The organism is Kocuria atrinae C3-8 (genome assembly GCF_000286355.1).
Lineage (GTDB): Bacteria > Actinomycetota > Actinomycetes > Actinomycetales > Micrococcaceae > Kocuria > Kocuria atrinae_A.
On the sequence record NZ_AJXN01000035.1, the window covers coordinates 15,004 to 32,520 of the forward strand.

General features: G+C 62.7%; 11 protein-coding genes, 2 tRNA genes and 4 pseudogenes. 13 read left to right on the top strand and 4 right to left on the bottom strand.

Annotated elements, in window-relative coordinates:
* The first annotated feature begins 47 nt into the window (after nt 1–47).
* From dnaG to YO9_RS0105005, 4 genes are all read left to right on the top strand, one after another.
* Nucleotides 48–2,021 carry a DNA primase gene (gene dnaG / locus YO9_RS0104990; protein ID WP_016996501.1) on the top strand — a complete coding sequence of 658 codons (1,974 nt, stop codon included), beginning with the start codon at nt 48–50 and terminating at the stop codon, nt 2,019–2,021.
* Nucleotides 2,022–2,101: 80 nt separating this feature from the next.
* Nucleotides 2,102–2,174 (top strand) — tRNA-Asn (locus YO9_RS0104995).
* Nucleotides 2,175–2,653: 479 nt separating this feature from the next.
* Nucleotides 2,654–3,061, top strand: a complete 408-nt coding sequence (locus tag YO9_RS0105000) for a hypothetical protein (RefSeq protein WP_016996502.1) — start codon at nt 2,654–2,656, stop codon at nt 3,059–3,061.
* Nucleotides 3,045–3,533 (top strand): hypothetical protein, encoded by a 489-nt coding sequence (locus YO9_RS0105005; RefSeq protein WP_016996503.1) that lies wholly within the window; start codon nt 3,045–3,047, stop codon nt 3,531–3,533. The genes YO9_RS0105000 and YO9_RS0105005 overlap by 17 nt, the downstream gene beginning before the upstream one ends.
* An 84-nt stretch (nt 3,534–3,617) precedes the next feature.
* On the opposite strand, the pseudogene mptB reads toward YO9_RS0105005, so the two are convergent.
* Nucleotides 3,618–5,227 (bottom strand): annotated as a pseudogene (mptB, locus tag YO9_RS0105010) (polyprenol phosphomannose-dependent alpha 1,6 mannosyltransferase MptB).
* Between the two features lie 308 nt (nt 5,228–5,535).
* Here mptB and YO9_RS0105015 point away from each other — a divergent pair.
* Both YO9_RS0105015 and YO9_RS0105020 read left to right on the top strand, forming a co-directional pair.
* Nucleotides 5,536–6,842 (top strand): annotated as a pseudogene (locus tag YO9_RS0105015) (glycosyltransferase family 87 protein).
* 60 nt (nt 6,843–6,902) lie between these two features.
* Nucleotides 6,903–8,110, top strand: a pseudogene (locus tag YO9_RS0105020) (glycosyltransferase 87 family protein); the annotation flags it as partial.
* 139 nt (nt 8,111–8,249) lie between these two features.
* Here YO9_RS0105020 and YO9_RS0105025 read toward each other — a convergent pair.
* Together YO9_RS0105025 and YO9_RS0105030 are read right to left on the bottom strand one after the other, a co-directional pair.
* On the bottom strand, nt 8,250–9,602 hold the full coding sequence (locus tag YO9_RS0105025) for an MFS transporter (protein ID WP_031272707.1): 1,353 nt from the start codon (nt 9,600–9,602) through the stop codon (nt 8,250–8,252).
* A gap of 39 nt (nt 9,603–9,641) precedes the next feature.
* Nucleotides 9,642–10,799, bottom strand: coding sequence for a M20 metallopeptidase family protein (locus YO9_RS0105030; RefSeq protein ID WP_016996504.1), 1,158 nt, complete (start codon nt 10,797–10,799; stop codon nt 9,642–9,644).
* A gap of 260 nt (nt 10,800–11,059) precedes the next feature.
* Between YO9_RS0105030 and YO9_RS0105035 the strand changes: the two genes are divergently transcribed.
* From YO9_RS0105035 to YO9_RS0105050, 5 genes and pseudogenes are all read left to right on the top strand, one after another.
* Nucleotides 11,060–11,938: a phage holin family protein gene (locus tag YO9_RS0105035; protein WP_031272710.1), complete on the top strand. Its 879-nt coding sequence runs from the start codon at nt 11,060–11,062 to the stop codon at nt 11,936–11,938.
* A gap of 198 nt (nt 11,939–12,136) precedes the next feature.
* Nucleotides 12,137–12,562 carry a DMT family transporter gene (locus YO9_RS16900; protein WP_223286120.1) on the top strand — a complete coding sequence of 142 codons (426 nt, stop codon included), beginning with the start codon at nt 12,137–12,139 and terminating at the stop codon, nt 12,560–12,562.
* The gene (locus YO9_RS16905; RefSeq protein ID WP_223286121.1) at nt 12,520–13,089 is read left to right on the top strand and encodes a hypothetical protein; all 570 of its coding nucleotides are present in this window, start codon (nt 12,520–12,522) and stop codon (nt 13,087–13,089) included. The genes YO9_RS16900 and YO9_RS16905 overlap by 43 nt, the downstream gene beginning before the upstream one ends.
* Nucleotides 13,090–13,111: 22 nt before the next feature.
* Nucleotides 13,112–14,265 (top strand): annotated as a pseudogene (locus YO9_RS0105045) (glycosyltransferase).
* Between the two features lie 70 nt (nt 14,266–14,335).
* Nucleotides 14,336–14,409, top strand: a tRNA-Ile gene (locus tag YO9_RS0105050).
* Nucleotides 14,410–14,757: 348 nt separating this feature from the next.
* Here the strand turns inward: YO9_RS0105050 and YO9_RS0105055 are convergent.
* On the bottom strand, nt 14,758–15,201 hold the full coding sequence (locus YO9_RS0105055) for a M23 family metallopeptidase (protein WP_396350726.1): 444 nt from the start codon (nt 15,199–15,201) through the stop codon (nt 14,758–14,760).
* A gap of 473 nt (nt 15,202–15,674) precedes the next feature.
* Between YO9_RS0105055 and rpsB the strand changes: the two genes are divergently transcribed.
* Both rpsB and tsf read left to right on the top strand, forming a co-directional pair.
* A complete protein-coding gene (gene rpsB, locus YO9_RS0105060) occupies nt 15,675–16,556 on the top strand; it encodes a 30S ribosomal protein S2 (RefSeq protein WP_016996507.1) in 882 nt (293 codons plus the stop codon).
* A gap of 114 nt (nt 16,557–16,670) precedes the next feature.
* A complete protein-coding gene (gene tsf, locus YO9_RS0105065; RefSeq protein ID WP_016996508.1) occupies nt 16,671–17,507 on the top strand; it encodes a translation elongation factor Ts in 837 nt (278 codons plus the stop codon).
* Nucleotides 17,508–17,517: the final 10 nt, after the last annotated feature.

Consider the following 17,517-nt stretch of genomic DNA (forward strand, 5'->3'; position numbering starts at 1 on the left):
CGACGTCGCGGCCCCGCGAGTTTGACGCGTTGCCTAGGATGAGAGGCGTGGCAGGACTGATCAGGCGCGAAGACATAGACGAGGTGCGATCACGCACCGATCTCAAGGAAATTGTCGACCAGTACGTGACCTTGAAGCCCGCCGGAATCGGTTCCTACAAGGGGCTGTGTCCGTTCCACGATGAGCGCACGCCCTCGTTCCACGTGCGCCCGCAAATGGGCACGTACCACTGCTTCGGCTGTGATGAATCCGGGGACGTGATCGCGTTCCTCATGGAGATGGACCACACCCCGTTCACCGAGACGGTCGAGCGGCTGGCCGCGCGCATTGGGTACGAACTGCGCTACGAGCAGGGCTCGGGCCCCAAACGCGAGGAAGTCGGCCGCCGCCAACGTCTGCTGGACGCGCACAAGATTGCCGCAGAATTCTTCCAACGCAACCTCTACACGCGTCAGGCCACGGCCGCGCAGCAGTTCTTGGGGGAGCGCGGGTTCGATGACGCCGCCGCGCGCACCTACGGCATCGGCTACGCGCCCAAGGGGTGGTCCAACCTGCTCAAGCACCTGCGGGATCAGGGGTTCACCGACCAGGAACTCAAGCTCACCGGTATGGTCTCCGAGGGCAACCGCGGCCTCTATGACCGATTTCGTGGGCGGCTGATCTGGCCCATCCACGCGGTAGCGGGTGAGGTTATCGGCTTCGGTGCGCGCAAGCTCTACGAGGACGATCAGGGTCCCAAGTACCTGAACACCCCTGAGACCCAGCTCTACAAGAAGTCCCAGGTGCTCTACGGCATCAACCTGGCCAAACGGGCGATCGCCAAGGGCAAGCAGGTCGTAGTGGTCGAGGGCTACACGGACGTGATGGCGTGTCACCTGGCCGGTGTCGAGACCGCGGTGGCCACGTGCGGTACCGCGTTCGGTGCGGACCACATCAAGATCGTGCGCCGCTTCCTCTCCGACGACTCCGCCGGGGGAGAGGTCATCTTCACTTTCGACGGCGACGCCGCCGGGCAGAAGGCCGCGCTGCGCGCGTTCCAGGAGGACCAGCGGTTCGTGGCCCAGACCTACGTGGCAGTGGGGCCGAACGGTATGGACCCGTGCGATTTACGCCTGACCCGGGGTGACGCCGCCGTGCGTGACCTGGTCAGCACTCGCACGCCGTTGTTCGAATTCGCGTTGAAGGCGACCATTCGCGACTACGACGTGAACAGCCTGGAAGGGCGACTGCGGGCCATGCGCGCGTGTGCCCCGATCGTGGCGCAGATCCGTGACTCATCCTTGCGGCCGGCGTATGCGCGAGAGCTGTCCGGGTGGCTGGGCATCGAGACCGATGAGGTCATGCGGGCGGTCGCGGCGGCCTCCAAACGCGGTCCTTCAGCGCAGCAGCGTGGGCAGCAACAGCGGGCGCCGCAGCATCATGAGTCGCAGCAGTTCTCGTCGGGCCGTGATGGGTCCGGACGCGGCTCTAGTGCTCCCGGTCGCCCGGGGGATCGCTCCGGTGACTCTCAGGAGCAGGAACGCCCTGCAGAGGTGCAGCTGCCCAATCCTCGCGAGCCGGTGGCCCGAATGGAACGCGAGGCGTTGGAGGTTGTTTTGCAGGTCCCTGACTTGGTGCCCGACGCGTACTGGGGTCATTTTGAGTCCGCCGAAATGCGGTACCCGGTGCACCAGGCACTGCACGATGCGATCGTGGCCGCGCGGCCCGAATACGACGTGAATGACCCTCGCGGTGGCCGCGGCTGGCTCGAGCACGTGCGCGGGCAACTGCCCGAACCGTTGCACGGATACCTTGCGCAGTTGTCGGTGACCCCGCTACCCGCTTCTTCTGAGCAGCAGGTCCGCAACTACGCGGTGGGTGTGCTGACGAGCCTGGTGGAGATGCACATCAATCGGGCCAAATCGGACAAGCTGGCACACTTGAACCGCACGGATCCGCAGCAAGAATCGGCTCTGTACCAGCAGCTTCAGCGCGAGCTCCTGGACCTGGAGATGCAGCGGCGGAGCCTCCTCGGTAACTGACGTTCACGTTGTGGCGAGCTGGATTTGAGGAACCGGCCAAGGGTCTGTAAAGTATCTTCTCGTTGCACAGATGTGCACGGTCCCCCGTAGCTCAATTGGCAGAGCATTCGACTGTTAATCGAAGGGTTACTGGTTCGAGTCCAGTCGGGGGAGCTGCAGACGATAGAAGCCCCGGTTCGCCGGGGTTTTTGTCGTATCTGGATCTTTTTTGCCCGGCTCCATCTGAAGGGCCAACATCTCAGGTGCCGGTAGAGCCCTTTGTGACCTTTCAGGGGTTGCTATGGCCCCTTCGAGACTCCGATGGGGTTCCAACGGACCACCATCTGTTTCGCATGGTTAGGTCGGGCCCTTACCGGGAAGATCTGCCTCTGCATGTCATTTAAATGCCCGGACCTCTCACTGCTATTTCCGCGTTGGTAGCTTTTTGTCATGGACGCGGAACAGATCTCGAACCTCCTGAGCCCATATCCGTCCGATGACGCCGTCGTCGCGTTGCACCGGAAGTGGCAGTCGGTGATCGATGCTGCTGGGACGCGAGATGCGGGCGAGCAGATCACTCCTGCCGAGTGGACTGCCGGCTGTGCAGTGATCGTCAGGTGCCCGCTGACCCACCCCGTTGAATCCGACGCATCATGCCCGCCATGGTGGACGGCGAGCCGTGGACACGAGACAAGAAACGGTGCGCCGAACTCGTGAACGCCATCGAACACAGCGCGTCCAGAGAGGCCGATCAGGCACTCGGGACCATTGCTGCACGTGACAAGGAAAACTCGCGGGAGGCACAGCATGCGCAGGGGCGGCGTCGAAAGGCGATGCAGAACGTTGTGGTGCCCCAAGAGGAAGCAGCTCAGGGGGAGCTGAAGAAACTGCTCAGAGAGTGTTGCGAGCTCTTGATTTCCGCCCGAGTGTCGGACGAGTCCACGCTCCGTCAAGCGGCGCAAGACCTCGGTGCTCAACTCCAGGATCAGTCATCCCATGACCGTCAGGAGATCTTGAACCAACTACTCATGATGTGCCGAGCGGTTGCCTCGTGCCTATAAGGGCGACGGGGATCCGTACGGCGAAGGGCTGGCGGCGATCAGCAGAATCGTGGGTGGAGCCTGGCACGTCACAAGTCTTGATCTTCAACCCGAGACGGGGGAGGCCGGCCAGGTTGACCTCGTGTGGTCCATCAACGGTCAAGAACGTACCGACCGTTTGAGCCTGGACGGGCGGTGGATGGACCCGGACGAATTCCGTGATCTAGTACCGACCCATCCGGACCCCAACGATGAACGCCAACTGATCGAACTCGACATGTCGCTCGAGGACGGACTGTCCTACGTTTATGCACGGCCTCAAGAATGGGCGAAAGTCGAAACTCGGGCGAGAACATCCGATAGCGATTCTGGTGGCTCGAGGAATTCTGATGCTGCGTTCTGGCGAGAACTCCAACGTCAATTGGAGACTGGCTGGAAGCCGAATACCAAGCAGCGCCCCGGCCGCCGAGGTCTGTTCGGTTTCCTGAAATAACGGAACAAGACCAGTACGCCTGGGACTCATTGCCGACCAGGGGTTCGAGGTCTAAAACAGCACAGACCACGGCGCCCGAGGCGCTCACTGGCCGGAGCGGCGTCGTCGGCGCCTTTCGAACCAACCGCGAGGCCCGCCCTCGATGAGAACGTGCTTGGTGTGCGGGTCGAGCAGCATGAGGTACGCGGTGAATGCCAGGGCGATGAAGTAGGCGATCGTGGAGACATCCCACTGGACCTCGATGAACGGCCACACGGAGAGCTGATCCTGCGCACCGAAGATCACGAAGAACCCGGTGATCACATAGAGCACCCGCACCTGCCAGTTGTCCTTGATGCCGGTAACCGCCAGGAAGGCAGGAACCACAGGATGTACCAGGGCTGGATGATGGGGGAGAGCATCACGACCGCGGCGAAGGCCAGACCCATGCGGCGGACCACGCGGTGGCTGCGCTGGCCCTCGCCCCAGAACATCAGCAGCACCACGATGCCGATGCCCAGATATTTCAGGGCGGTGCGCAAGGCTTTGGCGATGTCACCACCGGGTAGACCCAGGCGTCGCCGATCCGGTTGACCTGCATGCCAAGGAACCCGGACGGCGAATAGCCGGTGAAGCCCGGAGTGGGGTCCAAGATCGCCAGGATCCATCCCGTGCCCAGGTTGTAGGGGATGCCGCTGAGGTAGAGCACACCGAAACTTAGGATCGCCGTGCCCGCCCAGGTGGCGAATTTACGCGGCCAGGAAGCGTTACGGCCGGCCCACAGCAGGCCGATGAACGGCAGCAGAAGAATGGTGATCGGTTTTATGCCGATCGAAGCCGTGACCAACAGGATGCCGCGGATAGCCTGCCGGTCGCCGCGAAGTAGGTACCGGCCACGGCCAGGCCCACCATCAGGCCGTCGTTGTGGGCGCTGGCCACAAAGCTGATGAGGAACAGCGGGTTGGCGACCGAGAGCCAGAGGCGCGAGCGCCGTCGAACCCGTGCATTTCGGCGAGCTTGGGCACATAGATCACGCACAACGCTACGCCGATGCACGCGAGGGCGCGGAACAAGAGGCCCGAGAGGTCTGGCTGCGCGTCGGTGATCTTGACGACCAGGTGCGCGAGCCACAGGAAGTACGGGCCATAGGGCGTGCGGGATTCGGCCCACGCCGGATCGGCGCCCAACATGAACCAGTTGTCGAGGGTTGAGATGCCGGTTGTGTACGGATTCTCCCCGGCATCCATGAGACGCCCCTGGCCGATATAGGCGTAGACGTCGCGCGAAAAAATGGGAACGGCCAGGAACAGAGGCGAGGACCAAGCGACGATAGCGATGACGACGGCGCGCAGCGAACCTTCCGGCCAACCGGCCAGTCGCTGCCCCAGCCGGATCCACGAACGCATGAGCAGCATCGCGCCGAAGGTCAACAGGAACGTGGAGGTGTAGATGCCCCAGCCCTCGGTGCGCATGGCAATCACCAACGGATTGCGGACCATGGGGGAGCCCAACGCCATCCACCCGATACCGATGGAACCCACGAACATCATGAGTGAGCCAACTAGGCCCTGAATGATGGCGATGTAGGGGCGGGGAATCAGAGGAGTGCCGGGTACGGAGCGTGCTTCGGCGAGAGAAGGGCCATCGGCGGCTTGTCGTTGTGCCGGAATGCTGCCGCTGGCAGTGACCTCCGGACGCGAACCACTTTCCGCCATGACCTGTGTCGTTCCCCTACTTGTGACCGTCTTCGGGTGCCCGGGTCCAAGGCCCGCGGGACGTTTCTCAGGAGGCTGATCCTAGCAGTCAGGGCCGCCTCAGCCGGGGGTATCCGGGCCTGTTCCGGCAGGGGATTAGCGGGGAGTGGGCTCTTATGTGCCTGACCCCATGCGCCAAGAGTCCATGGAGAGGCGCTCGTGGCACGTAGCATGAGTAAACACCCGTGCCCATTTCCACTGGGGCACAGGACTGGATTCCTGAGGCCGCCCGCGGTCTCGTACCGCCGCGCACCCGACGAGGATTGATCATGTCCACGCACAAGCCGTTGACCCAACAGGACCGATTGAACGTTCTGGATCGTCCCCGGAACCTACCGGGGTGGTTGACCTCCCCGCGTGCGCTCCTGGCAGGGTTCGTGGTTCTGCACCTCGTGTTCCTGATCTTCGCTCTGATCGTCTCTCTTAACGGCAATGCCTTCAGTGACACCAATATTTATCGGGACTGGACACGCATCGGCTTTGACCAAGATGCTCTGGACGGGGGACCCAGCCCGTGGGTCTACCCCGTGCTGGCACTGTTGCCCATGGCGCTCGCGGGCATCGCTGGCCCGGCACCCTTCTTCTTCCTCTGGGTTCTGATAACCACCCTGCTCAACGCCTGGGCCGTCCTTAAACTCACCGACCGCGGCCGCAACACGCAGGCCATCCCCGCGGCCTGGTGGTGGCTGGGCTTCACGTTCCTCATGGGGTGGTTGGGTTTCGCCCGGGTCGACGGCGTGACGGCCCCCATTGTGCTCGTGGCCCTGGCCTACGGGGTGGCTCACCCGTTCATTGCCTCCACTCTGCTGAGCATCGCCACGTGGATGAAGGTCTGGCCCGCAGCCATCGTGCTCGCGCTGTTCACCGTGGTGCGTCAGCGCGTGCAGGTGGTCGTGGCGGGCCTGATCGTGAGCGCGGTGGCCGCGGGCATTGCCGCAGCCATGGGTGCTCTGCCTTGCTCTTCAACTTCCTCACGCAGCAGGGCGACCGTGGCATGCAGCTGGAAGCCACGTTCACCACTCCGTGGCTGTGGTCCTCCGTGCTGGGCGTGGGCGGCTCGCAGATGTACATGAACACCGACATCAACTCCATGCAGGTGGACGGCCCGGGCACCGAGGTCATGTCCTCGCTCATGCAGCCCCTGCTGATTCTGGCCGCGCTGGCGGCCACCGCATTGCTGGTCCGGGCCCTGCGCCATGGTCAACGCACGGGTGGCGCGGAGCGAACCGAGCTGCTGCTCGCCGGAACCCTGACGCTGGTGTCCGTGTTCATCGTGTTCAACAAGGTGGGCTCGCCCCAGTTCATGGTGTGGCTCGGCCCGGCCGTGGCTCTGGGACTCGTGCACCACTGGCGATCGTGGCGTACCCCGGCCATCATGCTGATCGCGATAGCGGTGCTGACGTTCTTCATTTACCCGCTGTTCTACACAGAACTGAGCCATGACAACCCGGCCATGGCCCTGGTGCTGACCGTGCGCAACGCGCTGCTTGTTGTGCTGATGCTGTGGTCTGCCCGCCGTCTGTACTGGCTGGGTTCAAAGCGCCCCACCGATGAGCTCGTGACCAAGGAGTCCTGACATTTCCGCCGCATTCTTCGAACGGCTGAGCGGCGTACGCGACGCCTGCTGCCGGACCGTGTGATCGCCTGGTTCTCCCGCCCTTCCAGCGTGTGGTGGGGTTTCGCGGTGGTCCATCTGTACTACATGGGTTGGATGGCGTCCTTCTTCCTGAACGGGTGGGCCTTCAGCGACACCGAGCAGTACCGCGAGTGGGCCATGGCCGGGTTCACACCGGAGGTCACCGATCAGTCGATCAGCCCGTGGGTCTATCCGGTCCTGGCGCAGCTTCCCATCCACGCGGCCGGTATCGCCGGGCACGATCGGTACCTACTCGCGTGGACCCTCATCATCACGGCTCTCAATGCGGTTGCGATCTGGTTCCTCACCCGCCGCTCCATGCAGGGTCGCGGCGTGGCGCCCGCCTGGTGGCTGCTGATCTTCCTGGTGTTCATGGGCTACCTGAGCTTCGCCCGGGTCGAGGGCATCGCGGCACCCATCGTGCTGATCGGCATGCTCTACGCCGCCCGTCAGCCAGTGGTCGCATCCGTGTTGTTGAGCATTGCCACGTGGATCAAGGTGTGGCCCGCGGCGGTCATCCTCTCCCTGCTCATCGCGGCCAAGAAGCGGGCGCAGGTGTTCCTGGCCGGCGTAGTGGTCACCGCGGTGGTCGTACTCGGAACGTGGCTGTCCGGCGGATTGGCTCGCATCGCTGACTTCATGGTCAATCAGGGTTCGCGCGGCATGCAGCTCGAGGCCACGTTCTCCACCCCGTGGGTGTGGCTGAGCGTCCTGGACATCGCGGATTCCAAAATTGCGGACAACACGGCAATCAACTCATCCGAGGTCTACGGGCCCGGCACCGAGGTCGCCGCATATCTGATGCAGCCGCTGCTCATCGTGGCAGTGGTCATCGGTACCGCTCTGCTGATCCGTTCGCTGCGCAGGGGAGCGGACCGCGGCGAACTCTTCTACGAGGGCGCCTGATGATGACCACCGTGCTCATCGTGTTCAACAAGGTGGGCTCACCCCAGTTCATGATCTGGCTCGCGCCCGTGATCGTGGCCGGCCTGGTCTACGACTGGAAGCGCTGGCGTACCCCGGCAGCCCTGCTCATGGGTATCGCCGTGGTCACGTTCGTCATCTACCCGCTCTTCTACACCCCGCTGATCCACGCCAACCCGATCATGGCCGGCGTGCTGACCATCCGAAACGTCCTCCTGGTACTGCTGCTCGCCTGGTCGGTCAAGCGCACCTGGGATCTCGGAACCAAGTCGCAGCCCGCAGGCGAGGTGGCTCAGGCTGAGGCGCCGCGCTCGCCGGTTGCCCTGGTCAGGAACGCGACCAGAACGACGTCGTACGGAGACTTTGGCGCACCACGAACCAAAGGCGCCCCGGACAGTAACTGTCCGGGCGCCTTCGGCTTCTTCAGGAACGTGAAGTGAAGGTCGGAACCTTACTTCTCGTCGGTGGTGCCGGTTGCTGCCTCGACACCGGCCTCCGGGTTACCGGGAGGAGTGGTGGGTTCGTTGATCGGGCGAGCGGGTTCCTTGAGCAGGAAAGGAGCCAGACCGCCGGCGACCAGCATGACCGCCAGGACGATGAAGGCCACCACGTAACCTGCAGCGTCAACCACTGCACCGACCAGGGCGCCTGAGCCATACCGCCGACGAACGCGCCAATATTGATGACGGCGAACGCGGAACCGATGATCTTCAGCGGGATCAAGCGGTAGGGGAGCATCAGGATGGCGGAGAAGGACCACATGATGAACAGGTTGGCCAGCCACATCATGACCGCGGTACCCCACAGGTTGGGGATGATCACGGCGATGACCATGAGCACTGCGCCGATGCTGGACATCAGCAGCATGAAGACCTTCTCGTTGTTCTCGAACCAGCGCTTGACCACGGTGGCACCCGTGCTGGTAGCAATCCACAGCGAGAGACCGTAACCGACCATCACGACCATGTACTCCCAACCGGTGGGGGTGATGCCGAACTGTTCGGAGTACATCGTGGCGAGCCAGGTCAGCAGACCCACGCCCACGGCGTTGTTGAGCAAGAGGCACAGACCCAGGACCAGGGAGTTGCGGTTTTTCCAGGCGTCCAGGATGGAGACGTCGTTCTTAGCCTTGGCGGCGGCCTTGTCAGCAGCGGCAGCCTTATCGGCCGGGGACTCGCTCGGGACCAGCTTGACGAACATCAGGGTCGCAACGACCAGCAGGACAGCCAGCAGGAAGTACATCCAACGGAAGTCACGGGCGACCACGAGCGGTGCGAAGACCAGGTAAACGAGGATCGTACCGATACCGGCGGTGGAGACCACCTTGGACTGCACGGCGCCGCGCTCTTCAGCAGCGAACATCTTGGCGATGACCGGCGGGGTGCCGTTGGTGTAACCGGCCTGACCAAAACCGATGATCAGACGTGCCAGCGGGATCAGGATGAAGATCATGGACGTGGAGCTGAAGCCGGCGAAGCCGAAGAATGCAGCGCCAGCGGCCAGGATCAGCAGCGCCACCGGGATGAAGATGCGGTAGCCGTAGCGGTCCACGAACCAACCGGCCACGAACGTCATCACGATGAAGGACAGGTAGAACAGGGTGGTGATCAGACCGAACTGGGTCTTGGTGAAGGTCTCCAGCCCCAGGTTGGACATGTACGCGGGATCGGTCAGGAACGGACCGATAGCGCCCGCCAGACCCTTCTCGATGTTCGCCAGCAAACCCACGGAGAAGAGTGTGGCGAACACGCCCTTCTGGGTTTTGGTGAGGTTCATTTCCTCAGCCTTTCGTACTCAAGTGGTGCGGATGGGGGATCAGGAAGCCAGGAAGTCCAGGGCGATCTGCACTTCCGTGCGGGCGCCGGCTTCGAGAGCCTCTTCCTTGATGTCGAACTTGGGGTGGTGGTTCATGTAGGGCAGGCCGTCCTCGGCGGTGCCGCCGCCCAGGAAGATGAAGCAACCGGGGATCTCACGGGCGAAGTAGGAGAAGTCCTCGGACGCGGAGGTGGGCGGACCCCAGAACGCGTTCTCGTCTCCCACGGCCTTCTTGGCTGCTTCCAGAGCCAGTTCCGCAAGCTCATCGTTGTTGATGACCACGGGATAGCCCTCGGCCCACTGGAATTCGGGCTTGGCGCCGTACGCGGCACACACGTTCTCGACGATCGAGGTGGCGCGCTCCTTGAGGATGTTCCAGTCGTCGTCGTCCACGGTGCGCATGGAGACACCCAACTTGGCCGAATCCGGGATCACGTTGGGAGCCTGACCGGACTGGATCATGCCTACGTTGACCACGTTCATGTGATCGGGTGCAACGTTGCGGGACACGATGGTGTTCAGTGCCACGGTCACCTGAGCGGCCACTAGCACCGGGTCGATCCCGTCCTGCGGCATGGAGCCGTGGGAACCCTGACCGTTGATCGTCAGGAAGAAGCCGCCGGCCACGGTGGAGGCGGGGCCCTTGTGCACGCTGACGGTGCCGGTCTTCTGGTTCATGATGTGCATGCCGTAGATGGCGTCCACGTCTTCCAGGACACCGGCGGCCACCATTTCCTTGGCACCTCCGGGAGGGGTCTCCTCAGCGTGCTGGAAGATGAGCTTCACGCGGCCGTTGAAGGTGTCCTTGAGCTCGGTCAAGGCCTTAGCGGCGCCGAGCAACATGGCGGTGTGGGTGTCGTGACCACACGCGTGCATCACGCCGTCCACGGTGGAACGGAATTCGTTGTCGGTTTCCTCGTTGAGAGGGAGCGCGTCCATATCGGCGCGCAGTGCCACGGTCTTACCGGGACCCTTGCCCTCGATCACGGCCACCACGGAGGTCTCGGTGGGGTGAGTGGGGGTCAATCCGAAGCTTTCCAGGGTTTCGGCCACGAACTTGGCCGTGTTGTGCTCCTTGAAGGACAGCTCGGGGTTAGCGTGAAAGTGCCGGCGCCACTTGATGATGTCGGCGGCGGGAACGTTGATCTCGATAGACATGGTCGCTCCTGAAGGATTTATGAGCCAATTGGCTCGATTTTGACGATTTCGAGCCGTTCCAACGCAGCAAGTGTAACTTTTTCGGCTCAAATCGTGTCCAGTTGAACAATTCCAGTTTCGCACCCCCGGGTGAAACGCAACTGTTTCCTAACTCTGTGGCAGCGGGATCCGAGCGGGCTAGCCTCCTGGCAGCATGCTGAGTGGTAGTTTTGACCTTGAAAAATAACCAGTAGTGAAGTTCAAGCAACATCGGAGGCGGCATGAGTCATGCAGTGGGCCCGGAAAGCGGCCACACCCCCGGCGCGCGTACTCGGGCAACCAAGAAACCTGGAGCGGCATCCATCCTTGATGTCGCCAAGGTCTTCGCCCGTTTGCTGCCCAAGCAGCTCAAGGACGAGGCGCAGTTAGCGGTACTCGAGCTCAAGGACAAGGGGATCAAGCTCGGCGTGGGTGCGGCCCTCGCCATTGTGGGCCTGGTGTTCCTGGGTATGGCTGTCATCGCACTGATCGGTGCGGCCATTGCGGGCTTGTCGAACGTGATGCCGGCGTGGTTGGCCGCGTTGCTGCTGGCCCTGCTCTTCATCATCATTCTTGCGGTCCTCGCACTGATTGCGTTGTCCAAGATCAAGAGCGCTCTGCCGCTCAAGCCGGAGAAGACTATTTTCGGTCTCCGTTACGATCTGGGTGTCGTGAAGGAAGGCTCTGCCTACACCGAAGGTCGCGTGCAGCGTGAGATGAACGAGGCCGAGCAGCAGAAGGCACGCGAGCAGGAAGCTGCCGCCAACGACCCCAACCAGGTCAAGCCGGTCAAGCCGACCGAGGAGCAGTTGCGCCACCGTCTGAAGTTGCGCCGCGAGCACCTGAAGAGCCTGCGCGACGACGCTCAGAATCGTGCGGACTCCGTTCAAGCAGCCACTCAGGGATTCGTTGGTCGCACCGCGAATACCTTCAAGTCCACCGAGAACTCGATCAAGCAGACCTTCGCGACCAGTGGCGGTTCGCAGGGTGTGCGTACCGGGGGTTCCACCTCGGCCACTGCCGGCGAGAACCCGCTGGCGGATCGCTGGCAGCCGCTCGCGGTTGCCGCAACCGCGGGATCTGCGTTCTTGGTGTTCTTGCGCAAGCTCCTCAAGAAGTAATCGCTCGACACGATTCGACGACGCCGCGGCGTCGCCTCCGGAAGGCCGGGTCACCACGGTGACCGGCCTTCCTCCTGCCCAACTCCTACCGGAGTATGGCGTTGGTCCTCCCACGGGCTGATTTCCATGATTTGGTGAGGAAAATGCCACGGGCGCGCCCTACGATGAAGCTGTGGTGGAAGATGTGATGAACCGGTGATGCAGTGGTTGGCAGTTTCCTTGGCTCTCATAGCCGCCCTCTGCCTGGCGCTCGGTACTCAGACCCAGTCTGCGGCCGTCACGGCGCACACCCAGGAGGCTTTGAAGCCCTCGAACCTTGGTTCGCTGGTGCGCAATCCCAAGTGGGTGGCCGGGTTGGTTCTGCTGGGCCTGGGCACGGCACTCAACGTTGCCGCGTTGACCTTGGCGACCGTGACGGTAGTGCAACCCATCGGCGTGATCGCACTGGTGATCACCACCTTGTTGCACGCCAAGCACAAGCACCTGGACATCAATGTCCGGACGTGGGGTGCGATCTCTCTCTGCACCGCGGGCGGTGCGGTGTTCGTTGTGGCCGCTGTTGCGGGCACCGACCCACCTACTTGGCTGATCCCAAAGCGGAGACCATTTTGGTGTCCATCCTGATCGGGCTGGTCCTCTTCTTCGGCGTCGCGGAACTATTTCTCCGGCACCGTCGCATCAGCATGTTCTACGTTCTGGCCGCGGGCATCCTCTACGGTTTCGTGGCGGTGTTGGTCCGGCTCACCATGACCCACACGATCGCCCACGGAATCGGACAGATCCACTGGCTCACGGTCATCATGATCGTCGTGGCCTCCGTGGTGGGCGGCTGGATGGTCCAGTGCGCTTACTCGTGCGGACCTCCCGATCTGGTCATCGCGGGTCTCACCGTGGTGGACCCGATTGTGGGCGTGGTCCTCGGCCTGTCGGTACTGGGGGAGGCCGGCCCCGACTTCACCCCTGGCATCGGCATGGTCATGTGTCTGGCAGGGACCGTTGCTATAGTCGGCGTGGTGTTGCTGTCTCGGCATCACCCTGAAGTCATTGAACGCAGGGAGCAAGCGAAGCGACTGCGCCGTGAACTCTCAAGTGAAACTCCACCTGCCGATTCCGCCACTTTGAAGACTTTGAACAGCACCCGTGAGCACTGAGCATCCCGAGGAACCGCGCCCTTTGAAGATTCTGATCATCGCCGAGACCTATCCGCCGGACATCAACGGTTCAGCTCAGTTCGCTCGCCGTCTCGCGCAGGGCATGCTCGGCCGTGGCCACGAGGTTCACGTTATGGCACCCATGACTTCCAAGGGCAAGTCCCACACGGTCGAGAAGGACGGCGTGACCGAGCATCGAATTCGCTCGCATCGGGCTTTCACGCACCCGTATTTCCGACTGTGCTTCCCGTGGGAGGTCTACAGCGAGATTAAGCGGGTCATTGATGAAGTCCACCCGGATGTAGTTCACAGTCAGTGCCACTACATCCTGGGGCGTCTCGGTATCCAGGAAGCTCAGCGCCGAGGGATCCGGTTGGTAGGCACCAACCACTTCATCCCGGAGAACATCGAGCCGTTCCTGCCGTTCCCGGAATGGTTCATTCGTGGGTATCGGAAGGTGTCGTGGTGGGACCTGGCCCGCCAGTTCCGCCGCTGCGATGTGGTGACGGCACCGACCCAGTTGGCCGTGGACACCATGGTGACCAATGGCGTGGATGACAACGCGATTCCCGTGTCCAACGGCATTCAGGTGGGTGACTACGAACTTCACCCGGGTGAGAACCTGAAGAAGCCCAACCGTGAGACCGTTCTGTTCTGCGGTCGCCTGGCCGTGGAGAAGAACGTCAACGAGCTGATCGAAGCATATCCCTCATCCCGGCCGAGAAGAATGTGCACGCGGAAATTGTGGGGGAGGGTGAGCAGCTCGACACATTGGTTTCGCTCGCGCACTCGCTGGGTGTGGCCGAACGAATCCATTTCCGTGGGTTCCTGACCGACGAACAGCTGCGTGTTTCGTACCTGAACGCCGATGTGTTCTGTCAGCCGGGCACCGCCGAGCTGCAGTCGCTGGTCACGCTGGAAGCAATGTCCGCGTCCACCCCTGTGGTTCTCGCCAACGCGCGGGCCTTGCCGCACTTGGCGGACGAAGGAGTCAACGGCTACCTCTTCGAACCTGGAAATCCCCAGGACCTGGCGGAGAAGCTGCAGTTGGTTCTGGACGCCAGTCCCGAGAGACAGCGCGCCATGGGGGAGGCCAGTCACCGGATGATGGCGCAGCACTCGTTCGCCAAGACGCTGGACACCTTCGAACGGATTTATCGCGGCGAACCTGTCTGATGAGCGGCTCCACCGCGTGGATGCGGTAGCGTAGAGCGGCGACCACGGCACTGTTTCGTGGTGGCAACAGGGGGCGGTAGCTCAGCTGGTCAGAGCAGAGGACTCATAATCCTTTGGTCGTGGGTTCAAGCCCCACCCGCCCTACAGAAATGGCCCTTTCGCCGATGGAAACATTGGCGAGAGGGCCTTTTTCATCTGGTTGTGACGGTTCAAGCCGTCAGCTACTCACCTCATGGTTCGGTAGAACCACCCGCTGCACCTCCTGCGCCGTTGGAGCCCTTGGCACAGTGGATAAGGGTTGCAAAGAAACCTCAGGTGCACGGTGGGGTCCTGACGGCACCCAGGATGCAGGCGGACCCCAGATACCGGGACGCAGCCGACCCCCAGACGTCGGGTCGCAGCGGACCCCCAGGTGTAAACCCGTCGGGAGTCGGGGAGCCAGCAGATCCGGCAGTCCCGCAGGCACACGAGAGCCAAGAGCCGCAGCCGCCATCACTCGGGCACTGGTAGCAACACAGACGGGCGCATGTCCTGCACGAACTGCAAGGGGTTCACGTACTCGCCGTCCCGACGGACGCCCCAGTGCACGCAGTTCGCAGGCGGACAGTGTCCCGCGGATGCAATCGTGCCGATCACTTGACCACGCGCCACGGACTGGCCGCGCTTCACGGAGGCATCAATGGGCTCAAAGGAAGACTTCAGTCCGTTGCCGTGATCCACGGTGATCACCGGCCGGTCAACCACCACACCGGTGAACGTGACTGTGCCGGCAGCGGGGGAGCGGACTTCCGTTCCCGGCGCGGCCCCCAGATCCACGCCGCGGTGCCCCGAGAGCCACTTCTGCGCCGGTGGTTGGAACGTACGAGTGACCGCGGGTTTGGGTTTGACCGGCCAGGTCCAGCCACCGGCAGCGGCCGCAGGTTGCGATCCGAGCACGCCACCGCCCAAGGCAGAACCTAGAAAGAGGCAGAGGGCCACAAGAACGGTGAACGCTCGTGACCGGTGACCAAGCGAAGAACGCGATGGACCAAGAGAAGGGGCAAGAGCGGCGTCGTCGGGAACCATGAGGTAAGCCTGAACCCGCGAGAGGGCCCACGCCAGAGGAATCCACCCGATGTGGAGCGAGATGCACCGTGCATGATGTATTCTGAACGTTGCAGTGTCGACTGCCCTCATTCATCATGCCCGTGACCCGGGTAAGACCGTGAGGCTGACACTGACTTCGCGCGCGAAGGAACACATTGACGTGTGTGCGCACTCCTCGGTCCGGAACTTGTTGCGGATGGAGTGCGTTGGTCAGGACCGCAAGGACCGGATCACGAATCGCGCCAGGGATCGTCCCGATCGATCAATAACCGTAAACCCATGGTGGTCGCTATTAAGGCCGCCAGCAATTAACAGGAGACGACATGCCCGTCGTAACCATGCGCCAGATGCTCGACAACGGCGTTCACTTCGGCCACCAGACCCGCCGTTGGAACCCCAAGATGAAGCGTTTCATTTTCACCGAGCGCAATGGCATCTACATCATTGACTTGCAGCAGTCGCTGGGCTTCATTGACCGCGCTTACGAAGCTGTCAAGAACACCGTGGCTCACGGTGGCACCATTCTGTTCGTGGGTACCAAGAAGCAGGCTCAGGAAGCAATCGCCGAGCAGGCCACCCGCGTGAACATGCCCTACGTGAACCACCGCTGGTTGGGCGGCATGCTCACCAACTTCGCCACCGTTTCCAAGCGCATCGATCGCATGAAGGAACTGGAAGAGGTCGACTTCGACGACGTCGCCGGTTCGCAGTACACCAAGAAGGAACTGCTGCTGCTGCGCCGCGAGAAGGAAAAGCTGGAGCGCACCCTGGGCGGTATCCGCAACCTGACCAAGGCTCCCTCGCTGGTGTGGATCGTTGACACCAAGAAGGAACACCTGGCTGTTGACGAAGCTCAGAAGCTCGGTATCCCGATCGTTGCGATCCTGGACACCAACTGCGACCCGGACGAGGTTTCCTTCCCGATCCCGGGTAACGACGACGCCATTCGTTCCGTCTCGCTGCTGACCCGCGTGATCGCGGACGCCGTGGCCGAGGGCCTCATCGAGCGCAACAACGGCAAGTCCGGCGGCAACGCCACGGACGAGCCGATGGCCGAGTGGGAGCGCGAGCTCCTCGAGCAGCACGAGGCCGGCAAGGCCGAGGGTGCTGAGAAGGCCGAGTCCACCGAGGAGACCAAGCCGGCCGCTGAGGCCGAGGCTGCTTCCGAGGAAGCTCCGAAGGAAGAGACTCCCGCAGCCGAGTAAGGCCGCGAGTTTCGTTTACCTTCCATTCTTTCGGGTGGCCCATCATGGTCACCGACGTTGGCCGGGCGTGTATCTCGCGCCCGGCCAACCCCAAACGACAACAGAGGAGTTCACATGGCGAACTACACCGCTGCTGACATCAAGGCACTGCGCGAGCGCACCGGTGCCGGCATGCTCGACGTCAAGAAGGCCCTGGACGAAGCTAATGGCGACGCTCAGAAGGCCCAGGAAATCATCCGCGTGAAGGGCCTCAAGGGCGTCACCAAGCGTGAAGGCCGTTCCACCGCGGAGGGCATCATCGTCGCTCGCGTCGAGGGCAACGTCGGCCACATGGTCGAGCTCAACTCCGAAACCGACTTCGTGGCCAAGTCCGGCCCGTTCGTCGAGTTCGGTGCCAAGGTTCTGGACGCAGCCGTTGCCGCTGACGCCAAGGACCTGGACGAGCTGCTCGCCGCTGATTCCGAGGGCAAGCCCGTGTCCGAGCTCGTGACCGAGACCGGCGCACTGCTGGGCGAGAAGGTCGTCGTGCGTCGCGTGGCTCGCGTCGAAGGCGATCACGTGGCCGTGTACCTGCACAAGACCTCCAAGGACCTCCCGGCTCAGGTCGGCGTTCTGCTGGCTGTCTCCGGTGAGGGTGCAGACATCGATCAGGCCGCTCACGACGTGGCCGTGCACACCGCAGCCATGTCCCCGAGCTTCCTCAGCGAGTCCGACGTTCCGGAAGAGACCGTCGAGAACGAGAAGCGCGTGGCCGAAGAGACCGCTCGCAACGAGGGCAAGCCGGACAAGATCATCCCCAACATCGTTCAGGGTCGTCTCAAGGGCTACTACAAGGACGTCGTTCTGGTCGACCAGGACTTCGCCAAGGATTCCAAGAAGACCGTGGGTCAGGTGCTGTCCGAGGCCGGCGCAACCGCCACCGCCTTCGCACGTTTCCGCGTGGGTGCCTGAGCTAGCTAGT

Bases quoted from the DNA above. Each gene is read 5' to 3' on its own strand.
- YO9_RS0105030 (WP_016996504.1), bottom strand. From the start codon at position 10,799: ATGTCTATCGAGATCAACGTTCCCGCCGCCGACATCATCAAGTGGCGC.
- YO9_RS0105035 (WP_031272710.1), top strand. From the start codon at position 11,060: ATGAGTCATGCAGTGGGCCCGGAAAGCGGCCACACCCCCGGCGCGCGT.
- rpsB (WP_016996507.1), top strand. From the start codon at position 15,675: ATGCCCGTCGTAACCATGCGCCAGATGCTCGACAACGGCGTTCACTTC.
- tsf (WP_016996508.1), top strand. From the start codon at position 16,671: ATGGCGAACTACACCGCTGCTGACATCAAGGCACTGCGCGAGCGCACC.
- YO9_RS16900 (WP_223286120.1), top strand. From the start codon at position 12,137: ATGCAGTGGTTGGCAGTTTCCTTGGCTCTCATAGCCGCCCTCTGCCTG.
- YO9_RS0105025 (WP_031272707.1), bottom strand. From the start codon at position 9,602: ATGAACCTCACCAAAACCCAGAAGGGCGTGTTCGCCACACTCTTCTCC.
- YO9_RS0105000 (WP_016996502.1), top strand. From the start codon at position 2,654: ATGCCCGCCATGGTGGACGGCGAGCCGTGGACACGAGACAAGAAACGG.